The 20791-nt window shown below is 48.2% G+C and carries 15 protein-coding genes and 2 tRNA genes; 6 read left to right on the top strand and 11 right to left on the bottom strand.

Going from position 1 to position 20791, the window contains the following annotated elements; all coding sequences use genetic code 11:
- Window positions 1-4: 4 nt before the first annotated feature.
- Entirely contained in the window at window positions 5-2770 is a 2766-nt protein-coding gene (locus AQULUS_RS05395; protein ID WP_148340286.1) for a valine--tRNA ligase, read from the top strand.
- Between the two features lie 45 nt (window positions 2771-2815).
- Here AQULUS_RS05395 and AQULUS_RS05390 read toward each other — a convergent pair whose 3' ends face one another.
- Together AQULUS_RS05390 and AQULUS_RS05385 are read right to left on the bottom strand one after the other, a co-directional pair.
- A complete protein-coding gene (locus tag AQULUS_RS05390; protein WP_148339068.1) occupies window positions 2816-3205 on the bottom strand; it encodes a hypothetical protein in 390 nt (129 codons plus the stop codon).
- Between the two features lie 185 nt (window positions 3206-3390).
- Window positions 3391-4554, bottom strand: coding sequence for a hypothetical protein (locus AQULUS_RS05385; protein ID WP_148339067.1), 1164 nt, complete (start codon window positions 4552-4554; stop codon window positions 3391-3393).
- A gap of 214 nt (window positions 4555-4768) precedes the next feature.
- Between AQULUS_RS05385 and AQULUS_RS05380 the strand changes: the two genes are divergently transcribed.
- On the top strand, window positions 4769-5968 hold the full coding sequence (locus AQULUS_RS05380) for a hypothetical protein (protein ID WP_148339066.1): 1200 nt from the start codon (window positions 4769-4771) through the stop codon (window positions 5966-5968).
- 66 nt (window positions 5969-6034) lie between these two features.
- On the opposite strand, the gene kdsA is transcribed toward AQULUS_RS05380, so the two are convergent.
- Window positions 6035-6862, bottom strand: coding sequence for a 3-deoxy-8-phosphooctulonate synthase (gene kdsA, locus AQULUS_RS05375; RefSeq protein WP_148339065.1), 828 nt, complete (start codon window positions 6860-6862; stop codon window positions 6035-6037).
- Window positions 6859-8547, bottom strand: a complete 1689-nt coding sequence (locus tag AQULUS_RS05370; RefSeq protein WP_148339064.1) for a CTP synthase — start codon at window positions 8545-8547, stop codon at window positions 6859-6861. Before AQULUS_RS05370 ends, kdsA begins: the two co-directional genes overlap by 4 nt.
- Window positions 8548-8829: 282 nt before the next feature.
- Here AQULUS_RS05370 and AQULUS_RS05365 point away from each other — a divergent pair, with 282 nt between their 5' ends.
- Window positions 8830-9048, top strand: a complete 219-nt coding sequence (locus AQULUS_RS05365; RefSeq protein ID WP_148339063.1) for a hypothetical protein — start codon at window positions 8830-8832, stop codon at window positions 9046-9048.
- Window positions 9049-9121: 73 nt separating this feature from the next.
- On the opposite strand, the gene tilS is transcribed toward AQULUS_RS05365, so the two are convergent.
- Together tilS and AQULUS_RS05355 are read right to left on the bottom strand one after the other, a co-directional pair.
- Entirely contained in the window at window positions 9122-10441 is a 1320-nt protein-coding gene (gene tilS / locus AQULUS_RS05360) for a tRNA lysidine(34) synthetase TilS (RefSeq protein WP_148339062.1), read from the bottom strand.
- The gene (locus tag AQULUS_RS05355; protein ID WP_148339061.1) at window positions 10441-11394 is read right to left on the bottom strand and encodes an acetyl-CoA carboxylase carboxyltransferase subunit alpha; all 954 of its coding nucleotides are present in this window, start codon (window positions 11392-11394) and stop codon (window positions 10441-10443) included. Before AQULUS_RS05355 ends, tilS begins: the two co-directional genes overlap by 1 nt.
- 723 nt (window positions 11395-12117) lie before the next feature.
- Between AQULUS_RS05355 and dnaE the strand changes: the two genes are divergently transcribed.
- The 3 genes from dnaE to AQULUS_RS05340 are packed head-to-tail and all read left to right on the top strand — an operon-like array spanning window position 12118 to window position 16857.
- On the top strand, window positions 12118-15567 hold the full coding sequence (gene dnaE / locus AQULUS_RS05350; RefSeq protein WP_148339060.1) for a DNA polymerase III subunit alpha: 3450 nt from the start codon (window positions 12118-12120) through the stop codon (window positions 15565-15567).
- 33 nt (window positions 15568-15600) lie between these two features.
- Window positions 15601-16212, top strand: coding sequence for a hypothetical protein (locus AQULUS_RS05345; protein ID WP_148339059.1), 612 nt, complete (start codon window positions 15601-15603; stop codon window positions 16210-16212).
- Between the two features lie 18 nt (window positions 16213-16230).
- Window positions 16231-16857, top strand: a complete 627-nt coding sequence (locus AQULUS_RS05340) for a class I SAM-dependent methyltransferase (RefSeq protein WP_148339058.1) — start codon at window positions 16231-16233, stop codon at window positions 16855-16857.
- Between the two features lie 44 nt (window positions 16858-16901).
- Here AQULUS_RS05340 and AQULUS_RS05335 read toward each other — a convergent pair whose 3' ends face one another.
- The 5 genes from AQULUS_RS05335 to AQULUS_RS05315 form a co-directional block, all read right to left on the bottom strand.
- Entirely contained in the window at window positions 16902-17819 is a 918-nt protein-coding gene (locus AQULUS_RS05335) for an isoaspartyl peptidase/L-asparaginase family protein (protein WP_148339057.1), read from the bottom strand.
- 17 nt (window positions 17820-17836) lie between these two features.
- Window positions 17837-19738 (bottom strand): SurA N-terminal domain-containing protein, encoded by a 1902-nt coding sequence (locus AQULUS_RS05330; protein ID WP_148339056.1) that lies wholly within the window; start codon window positions 19736-19738, stop codon window positions 17837-17839.
- A gap of 235 nt (window positions 19739-19973) precedes the next feature.
- Window positions 19974-20047: transfer RNA gene (locus AQULUS_RS05325), tRNA-Asp, on the bottom strand.
- Window positions 20048-20105: 58 nt separating this feature from the next.
- Window positions 20106-20178 (bottom strand) — tRNA-Val (locus AQULUS_RS05320).
- A gap of 17 nt (window positions 20179-20195) precedes the next feature.
- Window positions 20196-20471: an HU family DNA-binding protein gene (locus tag AQULUS_RS05315; RefSeq protein ID WP_148339055.1), complete on the bottom strand. Its 276-nt coding sequence runs from the start codon at window positions 20469-20471 to the stop codon at window positions 20196-20198.
- Between the last annotated feature and the right edge of the window lie 320 nt (window positions 20472-20791).

The raw sequence follows: 20791 nt of genomic DNA, 5'->3' as shown, positions 1-20791 counted from the left end.
CGAAATCGAAAAAATCTATAATCCCCAGGCGATGGAACAGCGCTGGTATCGCCACTGGGAAGCCAAAGCTTACTTCGCTCCTTCGGGAACGGGCGCACCCTACTCCATCATGCTGCCGCCGCCCAATGTGACCGGAAGCCTGCACATGGGTCACGGATTTGGTTTTACACTGATTGACGTTCTGATTCGATATCACCGCATGTGCGGGATGAATACACTTTGGCAAACAGGCACGGATCACGCAGGTATCGCCACTCAAATGGTCGTGGAAAGAAAACTGAATCTTGAAGGCAAAACACGTCATGATCTGGGTCGGGACGCCTTTGTGGAAAAAATTTGGGAATGGAAAAATGAGTCCGGAGGAAATATTTCCCGCCAGCTTCGCCGCCTGGGCGCTTCCATGGATTGGTCACGTGAACGTTTTACCATGGATGAAGGACTCTCACACGCGGTCAGGGAAGTATTTATCCGCCTCTATGAGGAAGGCCTGATTTACAGAGGCAAACGGCTTGTCAATTGGGACCCGGTCTTGCTGACCGCCATTTCGGATCTTGAAGTCGTGAACCAGGAAGAAGACGGCAGTCTCTGGCATATCCGTTATCCTCTTGTTGATGCGAAGGAGTATCTTGTTGTTGCCACGACGCGCCCGGAAACTCTGCTGGGTGATGTCGCGGTCGCCGTCCACCCTGATGATGAACGATACCGGCATTTCATAGGCAGACAAGTGCACCTGCCGCTTGCCGACAAAACCATTCCAGTCATCGCGGATACCTACGTTGACCCTCTGTTTGGGACCGGCTGCGTCAAAATCACGCCAGCGCATGACTTTAACGATCACGCTGTCGGCGCCCGTCATCATCTGGAACCCGTCAACATATTCACTCCCACGGCACACATGAATGAAAATGTACCGGATATTTATCAGGGTCTTGACCGCTTCAAGGCCCGTGAACAGATAGTCAGGGATCTGGAAACACAAGGGCTGCTGGAAAAAATTGAAAAACATAAACTGAAAGTTCCCCGCGGCGACCGCTCCAATGCCGTGATTGAACCCTATCTCACCTATCAGTGGTATGTAAAATCAAAAGTACTGGCTGAGCCCGCCATCCGCGCAGTTGAAAACGGTGACGTGAAATTTGTGCCCGAAAACTGGAACAAGACTTATTATCAATGGATGCACAACATCGAAGACTGGTGCATCAGCCGGCAGCTCTGGTGGGGTCACCGCATTCCAGTCTGGTATGATGAAGACGGCGAAGCCTACGTAGGCCACGACGAAGGCGATGCGCGCAAACGTAATAACCTGGAGGCGGATATTCCGCTCAGACAGGATGAAGACGTTCTTGATACCTGGTTTTCTGCCGCACTGTGGCCGTTTTCTTCTCTGGGGTGGCCCGCCCAAACAAACGATTTAAAAACATTTTTCCCTACCAATGTTTTGGTTACGGGATTTGACATCATCTTTTTCTGGGTCGCCAGAATGATCATGATGAGTCTCAAATTCACCGGACAAGTACCGTTTCGGGAAGTGTACATCACCGGTTTGATACGTGATTCAGAAGGTCACAAGATGTCAAAATCCAAAGGCAACGTTCTCGATCCAATTGATTTGATAGACGGCATCAGCCTGGATGAATTAGTCAATAAGCGCACGTACGGACTCATGCAGCCCGCGATGGCGCAAAAAATTGAAAAAGCCACACGCAAGGAATTTCCTGACGGCATTCCTGGTCATGGCACGGACGCGCTACGTTTTACCTTTTGCTCCGTCGCCTCCTATACGCGGGAAATTCGCTTCGACACTAACAGACTGGGCGGTTATCGTAATTTTTGCAATAAGCTCTGGAATGCTTCCCGCTATGTCATGATGAATACGGAGGGACAGGATACCGGGTTGGGCGGCGCGCCCATGACCTTGTCGCTTCCTGACCGCTGGATCATTTCAAGATTGCAGCATGTCATCAGGGACGCGCATGAACAGATGAAGCAATATCGTTTTGACCTATACGCGCAGACGCTTTACGATTTCACCTGGAATGAGTTTTGTGACTGGTATCTGGAGTTATCCAAACCCATTCTGACTTCTTCTGGCAGTACACCGGACATGCTGCGCGGAACCAGGCATACGTTGGCCAACGTTCTGGAGTCTATTCTGCGCCTGCTGCATCCCATTACACCTTTCATCACGGAAGAAATCTGGCAGCGTCTCAAGCATCTGACAGGGCGCCAAGGTGAGACCATCATGCTGGAAACTTACCCGCAATACCATCACTCCCTGCTGGATGAAGAAGCCGCGAAACAAATAGAATGGTTGAAAAGCGTGATTATCGCCATCCGCACGATACGCAGCGAAATGAATATTGCGCCAGGCAAATTATTGCGCGTGCTGTTGCGAAAAGGATCACAAACTGATCGTGTCAATTACGACGGCCATCGACATCTTTTGTTTACACTTGCAAAAATTGAACGTTGCGACTGGATACCGGATCATGAAGCACCGCCGCAATCCGCGACAGCCTTTGTGGGAGAATTGGAAATATTCATCCCCATGGCAGGCTTCATCAATAAAGAGGAAGAAGCGGCGCGCCTCAACCGGGAAATCGCCAGACTGGAAAAAGATTTGTCCCTTATTCAGAATAAACTGCAAAATCCGCAATTTGTAGATAAAGCGCCCGCGGAAGTCGTGACCAAAGAACGAAGCCGTCAGAATGAAATTGAAATAGCGCTGAAAAAACTACGCGGCCAGCTGGAACAAGTCATGGCTTTCTAAACCGCATGCCTGAATCGGGTCATGAGCGGGATGGCGCGGCCAGGCTTATTGCATGCTCATATATTGCGTTAACACCTCATGGATACGCATGCTCAATTCATCGTCCTGCGGCGAGGCAGGCTGCTGCAGAATACCATGAATATGCTCCAGCAAGGCCAGAAACGTGTCTTGCTTCAGGATCTTGCGCGCCTCGGGATCATCGACTACGGGCAGCATCACCACATCGATGGATAACAGGTTATGCTTGGAAATAATACCGTCAACATCCACCGCCACACCCAGATACTGATAAATGTGCTTGCAGATTTTCCTGGCTTTTTCCTGTGAAGTTTCGCTGGCGACGAACGCATCCATATTATCCTTCATATAGGAATTGATGGTGGAAATGACGTGATTTAGCAATCCCTGCTTGAAAGATTCGTGACGGGGATCCATGATACTGCCTCGTCTTGTTGTGGTTATTTTTATTATTATAACACTTCGCTTGAATAATAGATTAACCCTGCCGCCAAATCTTAGTCATAAAATCCAATGGGTTATGCGAGCGACGCCGGCGTCGTGATATCCAGGCCGCAGCAAATCCGCCAGCCAGACGCATCGGCGTATTGCGTTTATTAAGATCAGAAATTTGTCAACTTATGATGAAATGCCTGTTTGGCCAATATGACCTTGGTATACTCAATCGTATCCGTCAGTGCGGCGTCAAAAGCCTTTTCATTTCCATTGTATAAAACAGAAAGCATGTTGATTTGCGCAAACCCATCCATGAATTCAAATGCCTTCTTGACTTCTGGCAGCTGCAGGACAGCGAAGAACTCATTATACACATGACCGCCGCTATTAAATAACAATGCAGAGGTGAGACATTTCAACAATACGATAAACTTGTCCGGCGAACTGAATTGCAACTCACTTTTATCATGCAAGTGTTTCATGAATTGAAATTGACAAAGCAAGGTACCTGAAATCGAACATGAAAAAGGATGCACTAACGCCGCAAAATTTAATTTAGGCCATTCCGCCTCAGGGTTAAAATTATTCTGATCCGAAGGTTTGATGAAAGTAAAACCATTTTGGGTGTATATGATGTCATTACCGGGCACAGGCATATACTGCTTCATCAAGCCAAAATGCCGGGAAGAAAACGGCATCTTCCCAGCGCAAAATGACGACGACAGCTTGCCGCTGTCATCCTTGGGCACGCGCCCTCTATTTATTTCGGCAAAAAATCCTGTCCCGTATATATTGAGGGGCAACTGACGCAACGAGCCATGCAGAATCCCGAGCCAGCAGCATTTCATCAACAAAATCGCCTTGTCTTTTTGTTCGCGTGATAATAACCCATAGGTTTCATTAGTATTGATTTTGGCTATCGCATCAACATACTCAGCCGCGAATTTATCTTCAGAAGGTGAAATGCTGCCAGCAAGATACGCATCGAACTTGTCTCGTTTTTCAGGTATTAGCGAATGATACAAAGAAGCAAAATAGGATTGCAATTCGCTCAGGGGCAAATCATCCAGCGAATGTTTTAATGTTTCAAACGCGAGGTGTGTTTCAAAATATCGTCTGGACACGTCTTCATTTATGATGCGGGGCTCGCAGGAAATTTCATATTGTTCTGACAATCCGCATTGGCTGAATAAGGTATGAATTTCCATGGTATCAGCGGCAGATTGGACCCCCTGCAAATACAATTTCTTCAATTTAGCCGAAAGAACCTTGTCGTCCTTATGGATATCGAATAGCAAAAGTACCGCTTGCCCAAATGACAGAGTACGCATAAAGAGAATCTCGTTTTGTGTTTAGTTATAGTAAATGTTTTTAATTTTACGAATTTTACTCTGATTTGATTAAGTAAAGCTTAAATCACCTCCTGAAACCGCCGCCAGCGGCACGCTCCCTCTTGAATAGCCAGACTAAGCCCCGAATTGATATTTCCATGCAGTCTGTTTAGTATTTATTCTGGTACCTTTACTTGAACATGAGTACAAGTGAATGATTGCTAACAGAAAAGATCCGCTGGAATCCGAGGACCGGAATACCTCGCCTTCCAGCCCCGCTGCACGCTTTGATGCATCCACTTGCTTCATTCACGACTTTTTGCGAAAGAATTCCGTACCGCCGGTTATTACAGCCGCGGCAATTGAAGAGAGCCTGGTCGCCCTCAACAGAAACAATAAACTGTTTGGATCGTTTGGTGAAACACTGGTCATCTTCCATAATGATATGACCCCCTTGGGCGCATTTATTCGCGCCATACAATCCGCCTTGACGGCCTGTTATGGGGTCGCCGTACAAGATTCACAGGCAGGCATATTTCTCGACCAGAGCGGCCGCAAGGCTGGCCCCACCGCATTTGCTCCCATACCCAACCCGCATACCACCATTATCGCCATGCGGGTTATCGATGCCTATGATGAAATCAGTTGGGACAAAAGCCTGATCCAATCGTATTTATATGCCAAGTTTTCCCAATATCAGCCGGGCATTGATGAACAGGATATTGTTTCAGAAGACAAGTCACTGATCCTGAGAGAATTCGAACTGGATACCGTGCTGAACAGGCTGCCTGAGAAACTGGTAAGAAATGTATTGGGAATACCCGATCCCTCAGTGAATCTTCATGAATTCATTTTATTACAAAGCCATCTGCCTCTGATTTATCCCAGGCTGGAAAGCGCCATTATTCATCAGACCCGTGTGGATCATTCAATACAGCTTTCCATAGAGTCCCTCTCCCTGAATGCAAACGGCAGCCTGGGCATCAAATGGAAACGAAATGATGAACTGGTTGCGTTGCGCAAGGCCTTGTCCGGCCTGGGCGGAATAGCAAAACATGGCGATGACATCATTACCACCACCGTTGGATATTTCCCCTATTGCACGGAAACCTGGCGGCTTGAAATCGCGAACACCCTGGAAAGGATTTTGATGGACTTCAAAACCACAAGGAACATGCCGGAAATCAGCTGCACGATCAATCTGCACGAAACGCAACTGGTCAAATTCACCCGTAACGACTTGCATCCGGATTATATCCTTTCACAGCCGTTTATTTCCGGCGAACATTTATCAAATGAAATCAACCGGGTTGATTTTCCTGCTTTACATCCTCATGCGGACACCAGGATGAATACCGCCGCACAGGTTGACAGCGAGCATGATGACACCTCTCTCCGCCCGCTAAAGATATAGAACAAGCCCCTCTCTGTCATTGGATAGACACAGCCGCTTCTATGAGGATGCCGCTTCACGCAACGATCAAATCTCCAGCAACCCAGGTTTTTTGACAATTAAATCCAGCTCTTTAAGGGATGCAAGCAGCGCGCGCATTTTTTGAATAGGCCACATGTTGGGGCCGTCAGAAGGCGCATTATCCGGATCGGGATGGGTTTCCATGAAAATACCGGAGACGCCCGCCGCAACCGCCGCGCGTGCCAGTACAGGTACAAATTGCCGCTGGCCTGTGGTCTTGTTGCCGCCGCCTCCGGGCAATTGAACGGAATGCGTTGCATCAAATACAACAGGGCATCCTGTTTCACGCATCACAGCCACCGACCGCATGTCGGAAACCAGGTTGTTATAGCCAAAAGAAGCTCCGCGCTCACAAACAAGAATTTGCTGATTGCCGGTTTCCAGGGCTTTTTCAACAACATTTTTCATTTCCCATGGCGATAAAAATTGTCCTTTTTTAATATTCACAGGGATACCCTGTTGAGCGACACGCTGAATATAATTGGTTTGCCTGCATAAAAATGCAGGTGTCTGCATGATATCCACCACACTGGCGACTTCACGCACCGGCGTGTCTTCATGCACATCTGTCAATACGGGTACGCCTATCTGTTGCTTGACCGCATCCAGGATACGCAATCCTTCTTCCATACCCGGGCCGCGATAACTATGTACGGACGTTCTGTTTGCCTTGTCAAATGAAGATTTATAAATAAATGGAATCTGAAGGGCATCCGTTACTTCCTTCAATTCACCGGCAGTATCAATGGCAAATTGCTCGCTTTCGATTACACATGGCCCAGCAATCAAAAAAAAGGGTTGATCAAGGCCTGCTTCAAATCCGCATATTTTCATTTACTTTTTACTCCATGCAAATCAGATCCGCTCACAGCGTCTTGCTGCCGCGTGGTCAATTCACTGGGAATTCGCCTTGCGGCCCGTATGAAACCGTCAAACAAGGGGTGACCATCCCTGGGGGTAGAAGTAAATTCCGGATGAAACTGGCAGCCAATAAACCACGGATGATCGGGCAGCTCAATTAATTCCACCAGATTATCCTGTGTGGAGCGGCCGGAAACGATAAGCCCGGCTTTTTCAATTTCCGGTAACAAACGATTATTCACTTCATAACGATGGCGATGGCGCTCCACAATGACATGGCGGCCATAAAGTTTCTGCGCCAGCGAACCTTCAGCCAGCGTGCATGCCTGACCACCCAGCCGCATGGTACCTCCCACATCGGATTTTTCGCTGCGCTGCTCGCGCTCACCCGTCTGAGTGGTCCATTCCGTCACTAGCGCGACAACAGGGTATTCGGTACCGTGATCAAATTCGGTGCTGTTCGCATTTGGCATCTGAGCAACATGCCGCGCATACTCGATGATGGCAATCTGCATCCCAAGGCAGATACCAAGGTAAGGTATGCCTTGTTCTCGCGCATACTGCGCAGCCAGAATCTTGCCTTCCACACCCCGCTTGCCAAAACCGCCTGGTACCAGCACGGCATCTACATTCGAAAGCAGTTTTTTTGCGCCCTTGCGCTCAAGGTCTTCGGAATCAATATATTCGATGTTAACGCGCGTTCGTGTTTGAATCCCTGCATGTTTGAGTGCTTCCGACAGAGACTTATAGGAATCCGCCAGATCAACATACTTTCCTACCATGCCTATGGTAATTTCCGCATCCGGATGGCGATAGGCATCCACCACTTTTTCCCATTCTTGAAGATTGACATTTTTTGCCGTCAAACCCAGTTGCCGCACCACAATCTCATCCAGTCCTTGTTGATGCAATTCAATAGGAAGCTGATAAATGAAATCCACATCCAGCAACGGAATAACTGCCTCTTTTTCCACATTGGTAAAAAGTGCGATCTTTTGCCGCGCGCTGTCGGAAATAGGCCTGTCGCTGCGACACAAGAGAATATCCGGCTGAATACCAATGGAGCGCAATTCCTTGACGGAATGCTGGGTAGGTTTAGTCTTGATTTCACCCGCTGTAGGGATGTATGGCAAAAGTGTCAAATGAATGAATAAGGCATGCTGGCGCCCAAGCTCCATGCGCATTTGCCTTATCGCTTCCAGGAACGGAAGAGATTCGATATCGCCTACCGTACCGCCAATTTCAACCAAGGCCACATCCACCTGTCCTGCGCCATCGACGATACAGTGCTTGATTTCATCGGTGATATGCGGAATGACTTGTACTGTTCCGCCCAGGTATTCACCCTTGCGTTCCTTGCGTATTACATTCGCGTAGACACGCCCTGTAGTGAAGTTATTCGCTTTGGTCATTTTCACGCGTACGAAGCGTTCATAATGACCAAGGTCAAGATCTGTCTCCGCACCGTCTTCTGTTACAAAAACCTCACCGTGCTGGAAAGGATTCATGGTGCCCGGATCAACGTTGATATAAGGATCCAGTTTCATCAGGTTAACTGACAGGCCACGGGCTTCAAGAATTGCTCCCAGAGACGCTGCCGCCACTCCTTTACCCAAAGAAGAAACCACACCACCTGTGATGAAAATATATCGTGTCATAATTATGGATTATATATGGAAAGTTGGATAATGACTTGTTGCGACTTTAGCAAAATCAGCTACTGCCTGCAATGCAAAGTTAGCATAATTACACTCTGATCTAAAGCTTGCGAATTGTACATTCACAACACAGCCATGCCGCCGGGGTTAGAAAAGACCAACCCTTTTTCAGGTACTAACATAATGACTAATTGACAATTTATGCCAATCTTGACTAGCATGATGGTTCCCTTTAGGCTGTATGCTTTTATGGATAGAAGATCCCGAATAGGAGAAGAATAAATGTTTATGAAAATCTTTGTGTCTATTATCGTGCTTGTCGCAATCGGCGTCGGTCTGGGCACACAACTGCCGCGTGATATGCTGATCAAAGTCATTATCTTCCGTGATTTCTTTGACGCAGCCCTCCCTGTGCTTGCTTTTGGCGCGCTCGTTAAATACTTGTGCACCGGTTGTGTTAAGTGTGAGTCATGTCACCCAGCCAAAAGCGAAGACAAGTAACCCGCCAAACCTGTATTAATCATCAATGCGGTTCTTGACCGCGTTGATGATGCTTTGATGAAAAAAGCGATAATCACATCGATGTGCCTTGTCTTTCAAACAACAATTCTCTCCCCGGCTCTCCCGCCCTCGCGGTAAATTCTTCATGCAGGAAATAACCGGCAACAGCCACCAAGTCATTCCCGACATAAATCAGCGGAATGGAATTCCGCTCCCATGGAACCACTTGCCACTCCTGAAACAGATTTTTCAATGCGCGACGCCCGCGCGCGGGCAATTCGATTTTTTCGCCGCCTTGCCGACAGCGTACTGTCACTTGCCTGATGGCTGCGGACAATCCCTGCCCGCATACCGGTTTGGCATGCAGTTTACCGATTCCATGCATGAACAAGGTATCAGACAAATCCCAGGTAAAAATCCGGCTGGCGTCAAATTCGGATGTTGCGGTCAAAAGAAATAAATCATCACGATGTCTGCGCAACGAGACTCGCCCCCAGCGCACACAGGGCGAACGGTCCCATGCCGCATTCAAGACAGAATGTTGAATGGAGTACAGCTTTTTTGTGTCAGGCAGCGGGCAATGATGGAGGTTGATCCAGCTCCTCAGAATCAGGCGCTGTTTTTCAGGACTGAATTGTAGCAACTGAGTAACAGACAAGGTACCCGGCCGGGTACCCTGAACATGACTGACACTATCCAGTAAAAAATCGTCAAGCAGCTTATGCTGTTCTGCGCAATGCGCCGCACTGCGTGCCAGCGACGCGGCGGCCGAGGGCCAGCGGGAAATCAGACGCGGCATGATTTCATGGCGCAGAAAGTTACGCGCGAATTTCCGGTCTTCATTCGACTCATCATTAATCCATTTAAGGCCTAGTTTTTCAGCATATTGACGCATACTAATGCGCGGCACCTGCAGTAACGGCCTGCCATGAAACCCTTTTGCGAACGGCTTGATCACAGGCATGGCGGATAAACCCTTGGGACCCGCTCCACGCAGAAGTTGAAGCAAGACGGTTTCAGCCTGATCATCCTGGTGATGCGCGGTGAGTAATATATCTCCTTCCCGTATGAGTTCCGCAAAAACCGCATAGCGGTGGCGACGCGCGGCATCTTCCGGACTCTCTCCAGGCTGCAAAATCAGATGCAGACTGCGCTCAACCAGGTTTAATCCGTACTGGCGGGCGGCTTCCCGGCAATGATGCGCCCACGAGCCAGCATGAGGGCTGAGGCCGTGATTAACATGAATAACGCGAAGATCCAGTTCTAACTCGTTTCTCAGTGTATTCCACAGTGAAAGCAGAACCAGTGAATCCATACCGCCGCTTAAAGCCACCCAGTAAGTCCCGCCTCGGCCAAACCGGGAGCAGAAATCGCGCGAGACATCCAGCAACATCACGCTTTCGTACCATAAGACATGATGCGCTCGTACCGTGCTTCCAGCAGTGTTGTCAGCGGCAGTGACTGCAGTTCGGCAAGATGTCGCAGTAATTCTTTTTTTATCGACTGCGCAATTGCATCATAATTGCGGTGCGCCCCGCCCAAAGGCTCCGGAATCACATCATCCACCAGTCCCAGCTTAAGGATTCTGTCTGCTGTCAGATTCATGGCATCCGCCGCATCCGGCGCTTTTTCGGCGCTTTTCCACAATATGGATGCACAACCTTCAGGCGAGATCACCGAATAAACGGAATATTGCAACATGAGCACCCGGTCGCCTACGCCCACTGCCAGCGCGCCTCCCGACCCGCCCTCACCTATGACAGTACAAATCACCGGTGTTTTCAGCCTGGACAACACGAAGAGGTTGCGGGCAATCGCTTCGCTCTGGTTTCTCTCTTCCGCCCCTATCCCGGGATAGGCGCCGGGCGTATCGATGAAGGTGAACACGGGCAGCTTGAAGCGTTCCGCCATTTTCATCAAACGCATGGCCTTACGATAATCCTCGGGATTAGGCATGCCAAAGTTGCGCTCTATTTTTTCCTGGGTCTTGCGGCCTTTTTCATGCCCCATGACCATGACGGGTGCGCCCTCCAGCCTGGCAATACCTGCAACAATGGATGGGCCGGCGGATAACATCCTGTCGCCGCTTAATTCATCAAATTCCGTGAAAATGCGATTGATATAATCCAGAGTGTGCGGCCGCTGCGGATGCCGGGCAAGCTGCGTGACCTGCCAAGGACTCAGCTTGCCAAACGTTTCTTTAATCAACTGGTTGCATTTTGTTTCCAACCGCTGAATTTCTTCGCTTAAATTGATATCGGCATCTGTGCCTACCATGCGCAATTCTTGAATCTTAGCCTCAAGCTCTGCAATAGGCTGCTCAAAATCGAGAAAATTGATGTTCATGGATCCCTAACCTTGTTAGCGAAAAGCCGATATGATACCTAAATCTCGCAGATTAACCTACTGGGAACTGAGGGGATCATCATGTCGGAAATTCAATTGCCGCATGATAAAAAAATGCGTAGACGCAGAATGCAGGGCATCAAAGCACGCGGCCTATTGATCGTTAAACTGATAGTATTTGCCGCATGACCAGCAGTTGGAACAGGTATCACCCACACAGCTGCATGCGCCACAGTGATACAAATCCTGTCTGGCCTGCGCCCTAAGATATTGCCGGCAGTTACAATTGTAATATGAGGAATCATAGGGATTGTTGCTGCACCCGCAATTATTGGGCGGCAGATAATCACATTTTCCATCCAGGGCATTACAGGCGGATAACAATCCCATGCAACCTACCAGGAATAAAAATTTTATTTTCACCTAAGCACCTCTCGTATCCATACGTTGTTCCTGCCAAATCAGACATCCGGTGTGCCGAGCACAGCGCGCTAGGGTTACGCGCAATCCATTTGCGAACATGTACAATTATTACATAATTTCCATAACCTTGCGAGTCAGGCATCGCTGCCGGCCCGGAATCTTCCTCAGCACTGGTTTTCTGGCCGCTGACAACGAGTCAACATGCGCTGCAGATACTTGAATGATAGAAAAAAGATGCGGTCACTGTTATGGTATATCTTTTTTAACGGCTTGATTGCCTAGCGCTGGAATGCTTCTCTTATGGAACCCAATTTCATTCATTTACGCATACATACGGAATATTCTTTAAGTGATGGTTTATTGACCATTCCTGCCCTTATGGAAAAAGTTGCGGCTTATGCCATGCCAGCCATCGCTATTACGGATCTCTCTAATCTTTACGGCATGGTAAAATTTTATCAGACAGCGATCAAATCCGGGATCAAGCCATTGATTGGCGTTGATTTGTGGATTGAATCCGCCCATCCTTCAGGCGCCTCCCGCCTTACCCTATTGTGTCAAAACCAGGAGGGTTATAAAAATCTCTTGAAGCTGGTTTCCAAAAGTTATCTTCACGGGCAAACCGATGCCGGCAAACCGGTAGTTCGGAAAGCCTGGCTAACATCGCTGTCAAATGGCTTGATCGCTCTATCCGGCGGCATGGAAGGGGATGCGGGGATGGCCATGCTGTCGCAAGACCGGGAATCGGCCAAAGCTTGTCTTTCCAGCTGGAGCAGCCTTTTTCCTGAACGGTTTTACATTGAAATCAGCCGCATCGGAAAACCACAGGAAAATGAATACATCCAGGAAGCGGTCAGTCTCGCGGAAGCCCTGTCCATCCCGATTGTCGCCACCAATGATGTGCGCTTTCTGGAAAAAGAAGATTACGAGGCTCACGAAGCGCGAGTATGCATACAGGAAGGGATGACACTCAACGATCCGCAGCGGCCTCACTGTTACACTGACCAGCAATATCTGCGCAGCCAGCAGGAAATGCTGGATTTATTTGCTGACTTACCGGAGTCCCTGATCAATTCGGTTGAAATTGCCAAACGCTGCAATGTGACATTTTCCCTGGGAAAGAGCAAACTTCCGCACTTTCCGGTTCCTGAAGGCTATAATGCCGAGACATTTCTAGATGTAAGCGCAAGAAAAGGTCTGGATGAACGCCTGAAAACCCTGGGCGGCAACCGTTCCAAAGACCTGCCCCTGAACCGTGAAGCGTACGACCGCCGACTGGAAAGAGAATTGAAAGTCATCAATGAAATGGGATTCGCGGGATATTTTCTCATTGTCGCTGATTTTACCAAGTGGTCTAAAGAAAATGGCATACCTGTTGGCCCTGGCCGCGGTTCAGGCCCAGGATCGCTGGTGGCGTATGCGCTTAAAATTACAGATCTGGATCCGCTGGCTCTGGAGCTGCTTTTTGAACGTTTTCTTAATCCTGAACGCGTCTCCATGCCGGACTTTGATATTGATTTTTGCATGGAAGGCCGTGACCGTGTCATTGAATACGTCATGAACAAACACGGCCATGACAGCGTATCGCAAATCATCACCTACGGCACCATGGCGGCAAAAGCCGTCGTACGCGACGTCGGGCGTGTACTCGCGCTCGGTTACGGTTATGTGGATAAAATCGCCAAGCTGATTCCGTTTGAAATCGGCATGACACTCGAGAAAGCGCTGGAACAGGAGCCTTTGCTGCGCGAACGGTATGAACAGGAAGAAGAGGTGCGCACACTGATTGATCTCGCACGCAAACTGGAGGGTATTACGCGTAATGTTGGAAAACACGCGGGCGGTATCGTCATTGCTCCAGGCAAGCTGACTGATTTTGTACCGCTATACTGCGAAGCCAATGATGCCGCTCATCCCGTGACGCAGTTTGACAAGGATGATGTTGAATCCATAGGACTAGTCAAATTCGATTTTTTAGGTTTAAAAACACTCACCATTATTGACCGGGCCTTGCGCGTCATCAATCAGTCCCGAAGCAGCCAGAAACAGCCTCCCATCGATATCAGCCTGATTCCGCTGGACGATACCCAGACATTCAAATTATTGAAAGCCTGTAAATCAACCGCCGTGTTTCAACTTGAATCGCATGGCATGCGTGATTTGATCAAACGCCTGCAGCCAGATTGTTTTGAGGATTTGATCGCGCTTGTTGCACTTTTTCGACCCGGCCCTCTGCAATCAGGCATGGTGGATGATTTCATCAACCGTAAACATGGCCGCGCGAAAGTCACGTATCCGCATCCCAGGCTGGAACCGGTTCTGCGTCCTACGTATGGCGTCATCCTGTATCAAGAGCAAGTCATGCAAATCGCCCAGGTCCTCGCCAATTATACCCTGGGTGCCGCGGATATTTTGCGCCGCGCCATGGGGAAGAAAAAGCCAGAAGAAATGGCAAAACAGCGCGAAATTTTCTGCGCCGGCGCTCAAGCTAACGGAATAAGCGCGGAATTGGCCAACCAGATTTTTGATTTGATGGAAAAATTCGCCGGTTATGGATTCAATAAATCTCACTCCGCCTCCTACGCTTTGATCGCCTATCAGACAGCATGGCTGAAAGCCCACCACCCTGCCGCATTCATGGCCGCGGTCTTGTCTTCGGATATGGACAGAACTGAAAAAGTCATTATTCTGCTGGATGAATGCCAAGACATGAAGCTGCATGTCTCGCCGCCCGATATCAATAGCAGTGATTATTTCTTTAATGTCATTGATGATCACCACTTGATGTATGGCCTGGGCGCAATCAAGGGAGTAGGCGCGGCGGCCATCGAAAACCTGATTGCCGCAAGGCGGGAAGCCGGTCCGTTCAGGGATTTATTTGATTTTTGCCAGCGTGTTGACTTGCGAAAAATCAATCGGCGGGTGCTGGAGGCTCTTATCAAGTCTGGCTGCTTTGATGCGTTGGGCACGCATCGCGCTTCCTTGCTCGCCTCACTGAACCAGGCATTGCAGCATGCCGAACAGGCATTACATAATCAAACCTATGGACAACACGATCTGCTTGGAAGCTTATCCAGCGCCAACTCGCCCCAGTATGTTGACACGCCGCCCTGGCCGGATGAAGTCCAGCTACAGGGCGAAAAGGAAACCCTGGGATTCTACCTCACGGGACATCCCCTGCGGCGCTATCTGAATGAACTTTCTCATTTTACGACTTGCCGTATTTCAGAACTGCACCCCGGCGAGCATAAGACTGCCAGGATCGCGGGCATAGTAGCGAACATTCGGACCCGCCAGACCAAGCGCGGTGACCGCATCGGCATTTTCGCGCTGGACGATGGCGCGACGCAAATTGAAGTAATCTGTTTTAGCGAAGCTTATCAGAAATACCGGCCGCTGCTGACAGAAGACCAGATACTGATTGTTGAAGGCGAAGTCAGCATGGACGATTTTAGCAATAGTCCCCGCGTTGTCGCTCGTGACCTTTTCACGCTAGACCAGGCACGAGAGCGCTTTGCCAAACAGTTACGTATCCATCTGCCGCCAGCAAGACAATTGGATGTTCAACACCTGAAGCAACTCTTGTGCAAGTATACTGGCGGAGGATGTTCTGTCATTATTCGCTGTCTGCGCGGTAATATTCAGGCTGATGTACGTTTGGGCAGCGCCTGGCTGGTCAAACCCAATGAAGCACTGCTCGCGGCCATTCGGGATAATCTAACCGTGGAAGATATTGAGTTTATCTATTAGACAATTGCTTAATATTCATAAGAGAAGTTAAACATGAAGAAAAAAATTGCAATCTATCTCGCCGGAAGCATACAGAAAGCACATGAAGAAAATGATTCCCACTGGAGTGAGCAAGATATCGGCAACTTGAAAGAACTGTTAAGCGATTACGAAATTTCCATACTGAACCCTGCCTTACGCTCGGATGACTTATCTGATCAGCGCTCTGTATTTGGGCGCGACATGCTGCAAGTCTATTGTTGCAACTTCGTGTTTGTGGATGCGCGAGGCCGCTGCGGATTGGGCGTAGGCGCGGAAATGATGTGGGCCAAGCTGAATGCTATTCCTGTCATCACTTTATCGCCGAAAAATACCCACTATAACAAATCCGTCACTTCTCTTTTGGGTACGCGTGTTGAAAACTGGATTCATCCATTCATAGAATCACTCAGTGATTGCGTGGCCGAAAACCTGGCTGAAGGCGCCAGCTGGATTAACACAGCAGTCAACAATCGCTCTATGCCCATCAAGAGTATCGAACAAATTCACGAATCCATGCGTTATTATCATGAAAATCAGCTGACGTATGACATTCCCATGCAGGAAGTCTTAATGAGCAACATTGATTTGAGTATCAGGATAAAAAGCATTAATCCCTCATCCTGAAACAAATGGAGTTATTCTATGCAAAATCAGAACTGGGACCATCGCTATCGTGAACATGACACCCCATGGGAGCGCGGCAAGCCGGATATAGAAATGCAGCGTTTATTCACTGCTTATATTCATAAAAATGCGCATGTCCTCGAAATCGGCTGTGGTTACGGAACCAATGCCAGATGGCTGGCGGAAGCAGGGTACCATGTCACCGCCGTGGATATTTCCTCAACTGCCATTGAACAAGCGAAAAAACTGACATCCGCACTGGATTTGACTTTGCAATTCAAAACACTGGACTTCATGCGTGAGTGGCAGTCTCTTCCGCAATTTGATGCTGTATTTGATAGCGCTGTATTCCATTTTATGGAAACATCAGAGGCAAGACACCTCTTTGCTCGCCATATTGCCTCCCTCCTCCATGATAAAGGCTGGTGGATAAACATTGCATGCAGTCAAGATCAGGCAAACGAGATTAGCGCCGAAACCGGAGTCAGACCTCCGCCCAACCTGAAAGCCCGGGACATTGTTGAAGCAGCCGAACCTTATTTTGAAATAATTGACATGCATCGCTGCTTTTTCCAGGTTGACCGAAGAGAGTCGGGAAAAGCGCTTTTTAACGCCTGGGGATCGGCATTCCGAAAACGCGGATAAATGCTAACCGTACGTTGCTAGTAAAGTAAATACGCGGCCGTTGCCTAGTAAATATAGGTATGCGCTTCCTTACCTTGTATCATGCCACGGTACATTCCCTCTGTATTGAAAATCATGGCAGCATGGCCTTGTCTATCCAGGCTAATGATTCCTCCCGTGCCTCCCCATTTCGTAAGACGCTTGATTGCGGCAGTCGAGGCACGTTTCAGGGTATAATGTTTGTATTTCATTTGCGCACAAACATCGTACGCCAGTGACATGCGAATGAAGTATTCGCCCACCCCGGTTACAGATAGGGCACAGGTTTCATTATCCGCGTAAGTACCCGCTCCAATAATGGGAGAATCACCTACTCTGCCTGGCTTCTTGTGCATGATACCTCCCGTCGATGTACCCGCGGCCAGATTGCCAAATTGATCCAAGGCAACGGCGCCCACTGTACCATGTTTTTCATATTCATCGCGTTCGGAATGCGGTTTGGTTTTAAGCTTTTTCCAACGCTGGAATTGCCTGGGTGTAATTAGTGCGTTTTGCGGTATCAGCTTCATTCCTGATGTTCTGGCAAATTGTTCCGCCTGTGGTCCTATCAGCAAGACATGTTCTGATTCCATCAGGATTTTTTCGGCCAGGCATATGGGGTTTTGTATGCGTGACAATCCCGCTGCCGCTCCCGCTTGCAGCGACGAGCCATCCATAATCGCGGCATCGCATTCTATCGTACCTTTCTCAGTCAGGACTGAACCGTATCCCGCATTAAATAAAGACATGTCTTCCAGACAAATGATTGCTTCACGAACCGCTTCGACGCTGGTGCCGTTAGACATGATGACTTCATAGCCGCGCTTTAAAGCCCGGCTTAATCCGGTGTGAAACTGCTTTTCCTTGCGAGGGGACAAATCAGCTTTACGAATTGCCCCGCAACCGCCATGAACCAGAAGCGTTGGTTTGATTCTTTTTTGCATTGAATTATTAATATTTATTAGGCCGCAGGCAAGTTGACATTAATTTTAGCATGATCCATCTGACTGCGTTTATAAAGTTCATATTCAAGCAGCCCTTCGCTATTCTGGATTTGTTCCGTATAAACAGAAAGCTGTTTTTTATCAGCCACGGAACCCGATTTTACTGATTTCAAAGCAACAAGTCCATAACCGTTAGGCAGACGGGCAGCGCCATAAGACACCTTGTTTTGTTGGTCTGCGGGATTTGGCAGCCTGAATGCAAGATCAAGAATAGCTGAATCAACCTTATTGGAATAGCGGCCGATAAATCCAGCCTTGACCCACTTCAACTTATAGGTTTTCGCAATTTGCTCTGGATCGGAACCTGATTGCAGCTTGGCCTGCAAATCTTCAGCAAATTTTGCCGCACGGGCCTCCGCTTCCTGTGACTTCAATTTCTCTTCAATTTGTTTGGATATTTCAGACAACGGCAACAATGAAGAAGCCACATGTGATTTGACCCTGATCACAACCAGTGTTTCAGGATTCAACTGAATTACATCACTGTTGTTTTGCAGGTTCAAAACATCATTGCTAAATGCGGTATCGCGAACTTTTTTGTATTGGGAGATATCCTTGCCTTGCTTGTCTTTAGTGAATAATTCACTGGTATGTATAGGAAGATTCATGGTCTTGGCCGCGAGCTGCAATGATTCGGGATGCTCATAAGTCAAATCAGCCAGCTGATCGCGCAGTTCAGCAAACTTTTCTTCCGCATGTTGATGGATATACGCCTCTTTGACTTTATCCTTCACTGCAGCAAATGAGAGCATTTTGGGTTCCTGGATTTCAACAGCCTTGACTACAACCCAGCCCTTGCTGGTTTTGAATGGTTCGGATACCTCGCCCGCCTTGGTTAATCCCGAGACTGCTTTTTGTTGTTCAGCGGGAACCTGCGACAATGTCATCCAACCTTCATTAGCCAGATTAGCCGAATATTGACTAGCGGAGTTGGCAAGATCCCCGCCTGATTTCAGTGCCTCATATGCCGCGGCCGCATTCTTTGCAGCCAGCTTTGCCTCATCGGCAGAAGCATTTGCAGCAACTGGAAATTCAAGACTGGAAATTTTCCATTGTGTAGGCTGGGTATAAGAATTGATATTTTCATTGTAAAAACTTTTAAGCATGACTTCGGTAGGATTAAATTTTGCCGATATTTCTTTTAATGACAATTGAATATATTCAACATTTACCTGTTCAGGCGTCATGAAATCCGACTTGTTTTGATCATAATAAGACTGAATGCTCTTGGGTGATATGACAATGGGCTGCGAGAGAAAATATTGAATAGGAATGGTGATGTAATCGATGTCACGCTCCTGGTTAACCAGCGATATGGTTTCAGCGCTTTCATCCGGCAAGGCAAATGAGGTAAAGACAAATCCCAGTTTGGGCTGGTCCACCAGAAGACTAGTCCTGATCAATTCAAGAAATTCACTTGTAGAGAGTAATGTGGATGACAGGATTTCCTGGAAACGTTCCAGTGAAAACTGTCCGTTGACTTGAAATTCCGGCATACTTTGCAGGTAATTATCGATTTGACGGTCAGACACGCGGAAGCCCTGATCGGTTGATGCTTGCTTGAGGACTTCTATATCGATCAAAGCCTGCATTGCCCGCTGCTTGAGTGCGGCCTCATCCTGGGATGTAATGGAGCCGCCGCTGCCAAACTGATGTTGTACCTGGCGGCGTAATCGCTCATAGGAAACGGCCAGCTGTTCCTTAGTGATTTCCACTCCGTTGACTTCAGCGACATTGACATTGCCCGCCCCGCCAACGAAATAACTGTGTATCCCCCACAGCGCAAACGAGAGGATGATAATGGTGATAATTGTACCTGCTATCCAACCTTGTGTATGCTCACGAATGGTTTGAAGCATTGCTTTCCGCTCTCTCTCTAATTACAAAAAAGCGCAGTCTGTGCCACCCAGACACGCATTTTTGCAGATCGAATCCCTTTTTCCGTTCAATGCTATCCGTCAGGCTGAGTGTTTGAGCTGATGACATATATCAAACGGGCACATGGCCTAACCGTCCGCCCCGCCCATTGCCTGCGAAACAAGACACCCATATGCAGACCCTGATAGAAGAGGCAAATGATTGAGCAATATTTTTCGGAGTGGACGGGACTCGAACCCGCGACCCCCGGCGTGACAGGCCGGTATTCTAACCAACTGAACTACCACTCCATGGAAACGCTTTTTATAACATTCTTACCGAAAATACAACATCTTGTTACAATTATTTTGGGTGCTGAGGGGATCGAACCCCCGACCTACGCCTTGTAAGGGCGCCGCTCTACCAGCTGAGCTAAGCACCCAGCAGTAATGGATAATCTCAGGCCTTTACCGCCTCTTTCAATGCCTTGCCAGCTTTGAATCCCACTACTTTTGCTGCTTTAATCTTGATTTTTTCACCGGTCGAAGGATTGCGTCCTTCACGAGCCGCACGCTGTTTGACAGTAAACGTACCAAAATTAACTAATACGACTGGATCGCCATTTTGCAGTGATATGGTCACGCCTTCCAGAAGTGCATCAAGTGCACGTGACGCAGACGTCTTGGTTAATTCAGCCTTGTCTGAAATCAGATCGATAAGTTCTGCTCTATTCATACGCTCTTCTCTCTATCCATAGTTAAAAATAATAATGCTAAATGTTCACACTACATGCTCGACAGACATTCCTTGCGTACCGAACAATCACAACGAGATGTGATTTATACCAATAGCATGAAACTTATGTCAAGCAAGTTAACGTTATTTTTAGTGTATTTTTTACTTGTCATTTTAATAAAAATATTATTTGCCATCAGAACAGACTTGCTGTCCGGTTTAAGCAGCCTCACAGCCGTGAGTGTGATATCGAATCATGATGACAGGTGATTCCATTCGACTTGCAAATGAAATCACCCGTCACATCAAAACAATGCTGA

The organism is Aquicella siphonis (genome assembly GCF_902459485.1).
GTDB lineage: Bacteria > Pseudomonadota > Gammaproteobacteria > DSM-16500 > DSM-16500 > Aquicella > Aquicella siphonis.
Note: the sequence above shows the minus strand (reverse complement) of the source record. Positions and strands in the feature narration are given on the sequence as shown.

Bases quoted from the DNA above. Each gene is read 5' to 3' on its own strand.
- AQULUS_RS05390 (WP_148339068.1), bottom strand. From the start codon at position 3,205: ATGGATCCCCGTCACGAATCTTTCAAGCAGGGATTGCTAAATCACGTC.
- AQULUS_RS05385 (WP_148339067.1), bottom strand. From the start codon at position 4,554: ATGCGTACTCTGTCATTTGGGCAAGCGGTACTTTTGCTATTCGATATC.
- AQULUS_RS05380 (WP_148339066.1), top strand. From the start codon at position 4,769: ATGATTGCTAACAGAAAAGATCCGCTGGAATCCGAGGACCGGAATACC.
- kdsA (WP_148339065.1), bottom strand. From the start codon at position 6,862: ATGAAAATATGCGGATTTGAAGCAGGCCTTGATCAACCCTTTTTTTTG.
- AQULUS_RS05370 (WP_148339064.1), bottom strand. From the start codon at position 8,547: ATGACACGATATATTTTCATCACAGGTGGTGTGGTTTCTTCTTTGGGT.
- AQULUS_RS05365 (WP_148339063.1), top strand. From the start codon at position 8,830: ATGTTTATGAAAATCTTTGTGTCTATTATCGTGCTTGTCGCAATCGGC.
- tilS (WP_148339062.1), bottom strand. From the start codon at position 10,441: ATGTTGCTGGATGTCTCGCGCGATTTCTGCTCCCGGTTTGGCCGAGGC.
- AQULUS_RS05355 (WP_148339061.1), bottom strand. From the start codon at position 11,394: ATGAACATCAATTTTCTCGATTTTGAGCAGCCTATTGCAGAGCTTGAG.
- dnaE (WP_148339060.1), top strand. From the start codon at position 12,118: ATGGAACCCAATTTCATTCATTTACGCATACATACGGAATATTCTTTA.
- AQULUS_RS05345 (WP_148339059.1), top strand. From the start codon at position 15,601: ATGAAGAAAAAAATTGCAATCTATCTCGCCGGAAGCATACAGAAAGCA.
- AQULUS_RS05340 (WP_148339058.1), top strand. From the start codon at position 16,231: ATGCAAAATCAGAACTGGGACCATCGCTATCGTGAACATGACACCCCA.
- AQULUS_RS05335 (WP_148339057.1), bottom strand. From the start codon at position 17,819: ATGCAAAAAAGAATCAAACCAACGCTTCTGGTTCATGGCGGTTGCGGG.
- AQULUS_RS05330 (WP_148339056.1), bottom strand. From the start codon at position 19,738: ATGCTTCAAACCATTCGTGAGCATACACAAGGTTGGATAGCAGGTACA.
- AQULUS_RS05315 (WP_148339055.1), bottom strand. From the start codon at position 20,471: ATGAATAGAGCAGAACTTATCGATCTGATTTCAGACAAGGCTGAATTA.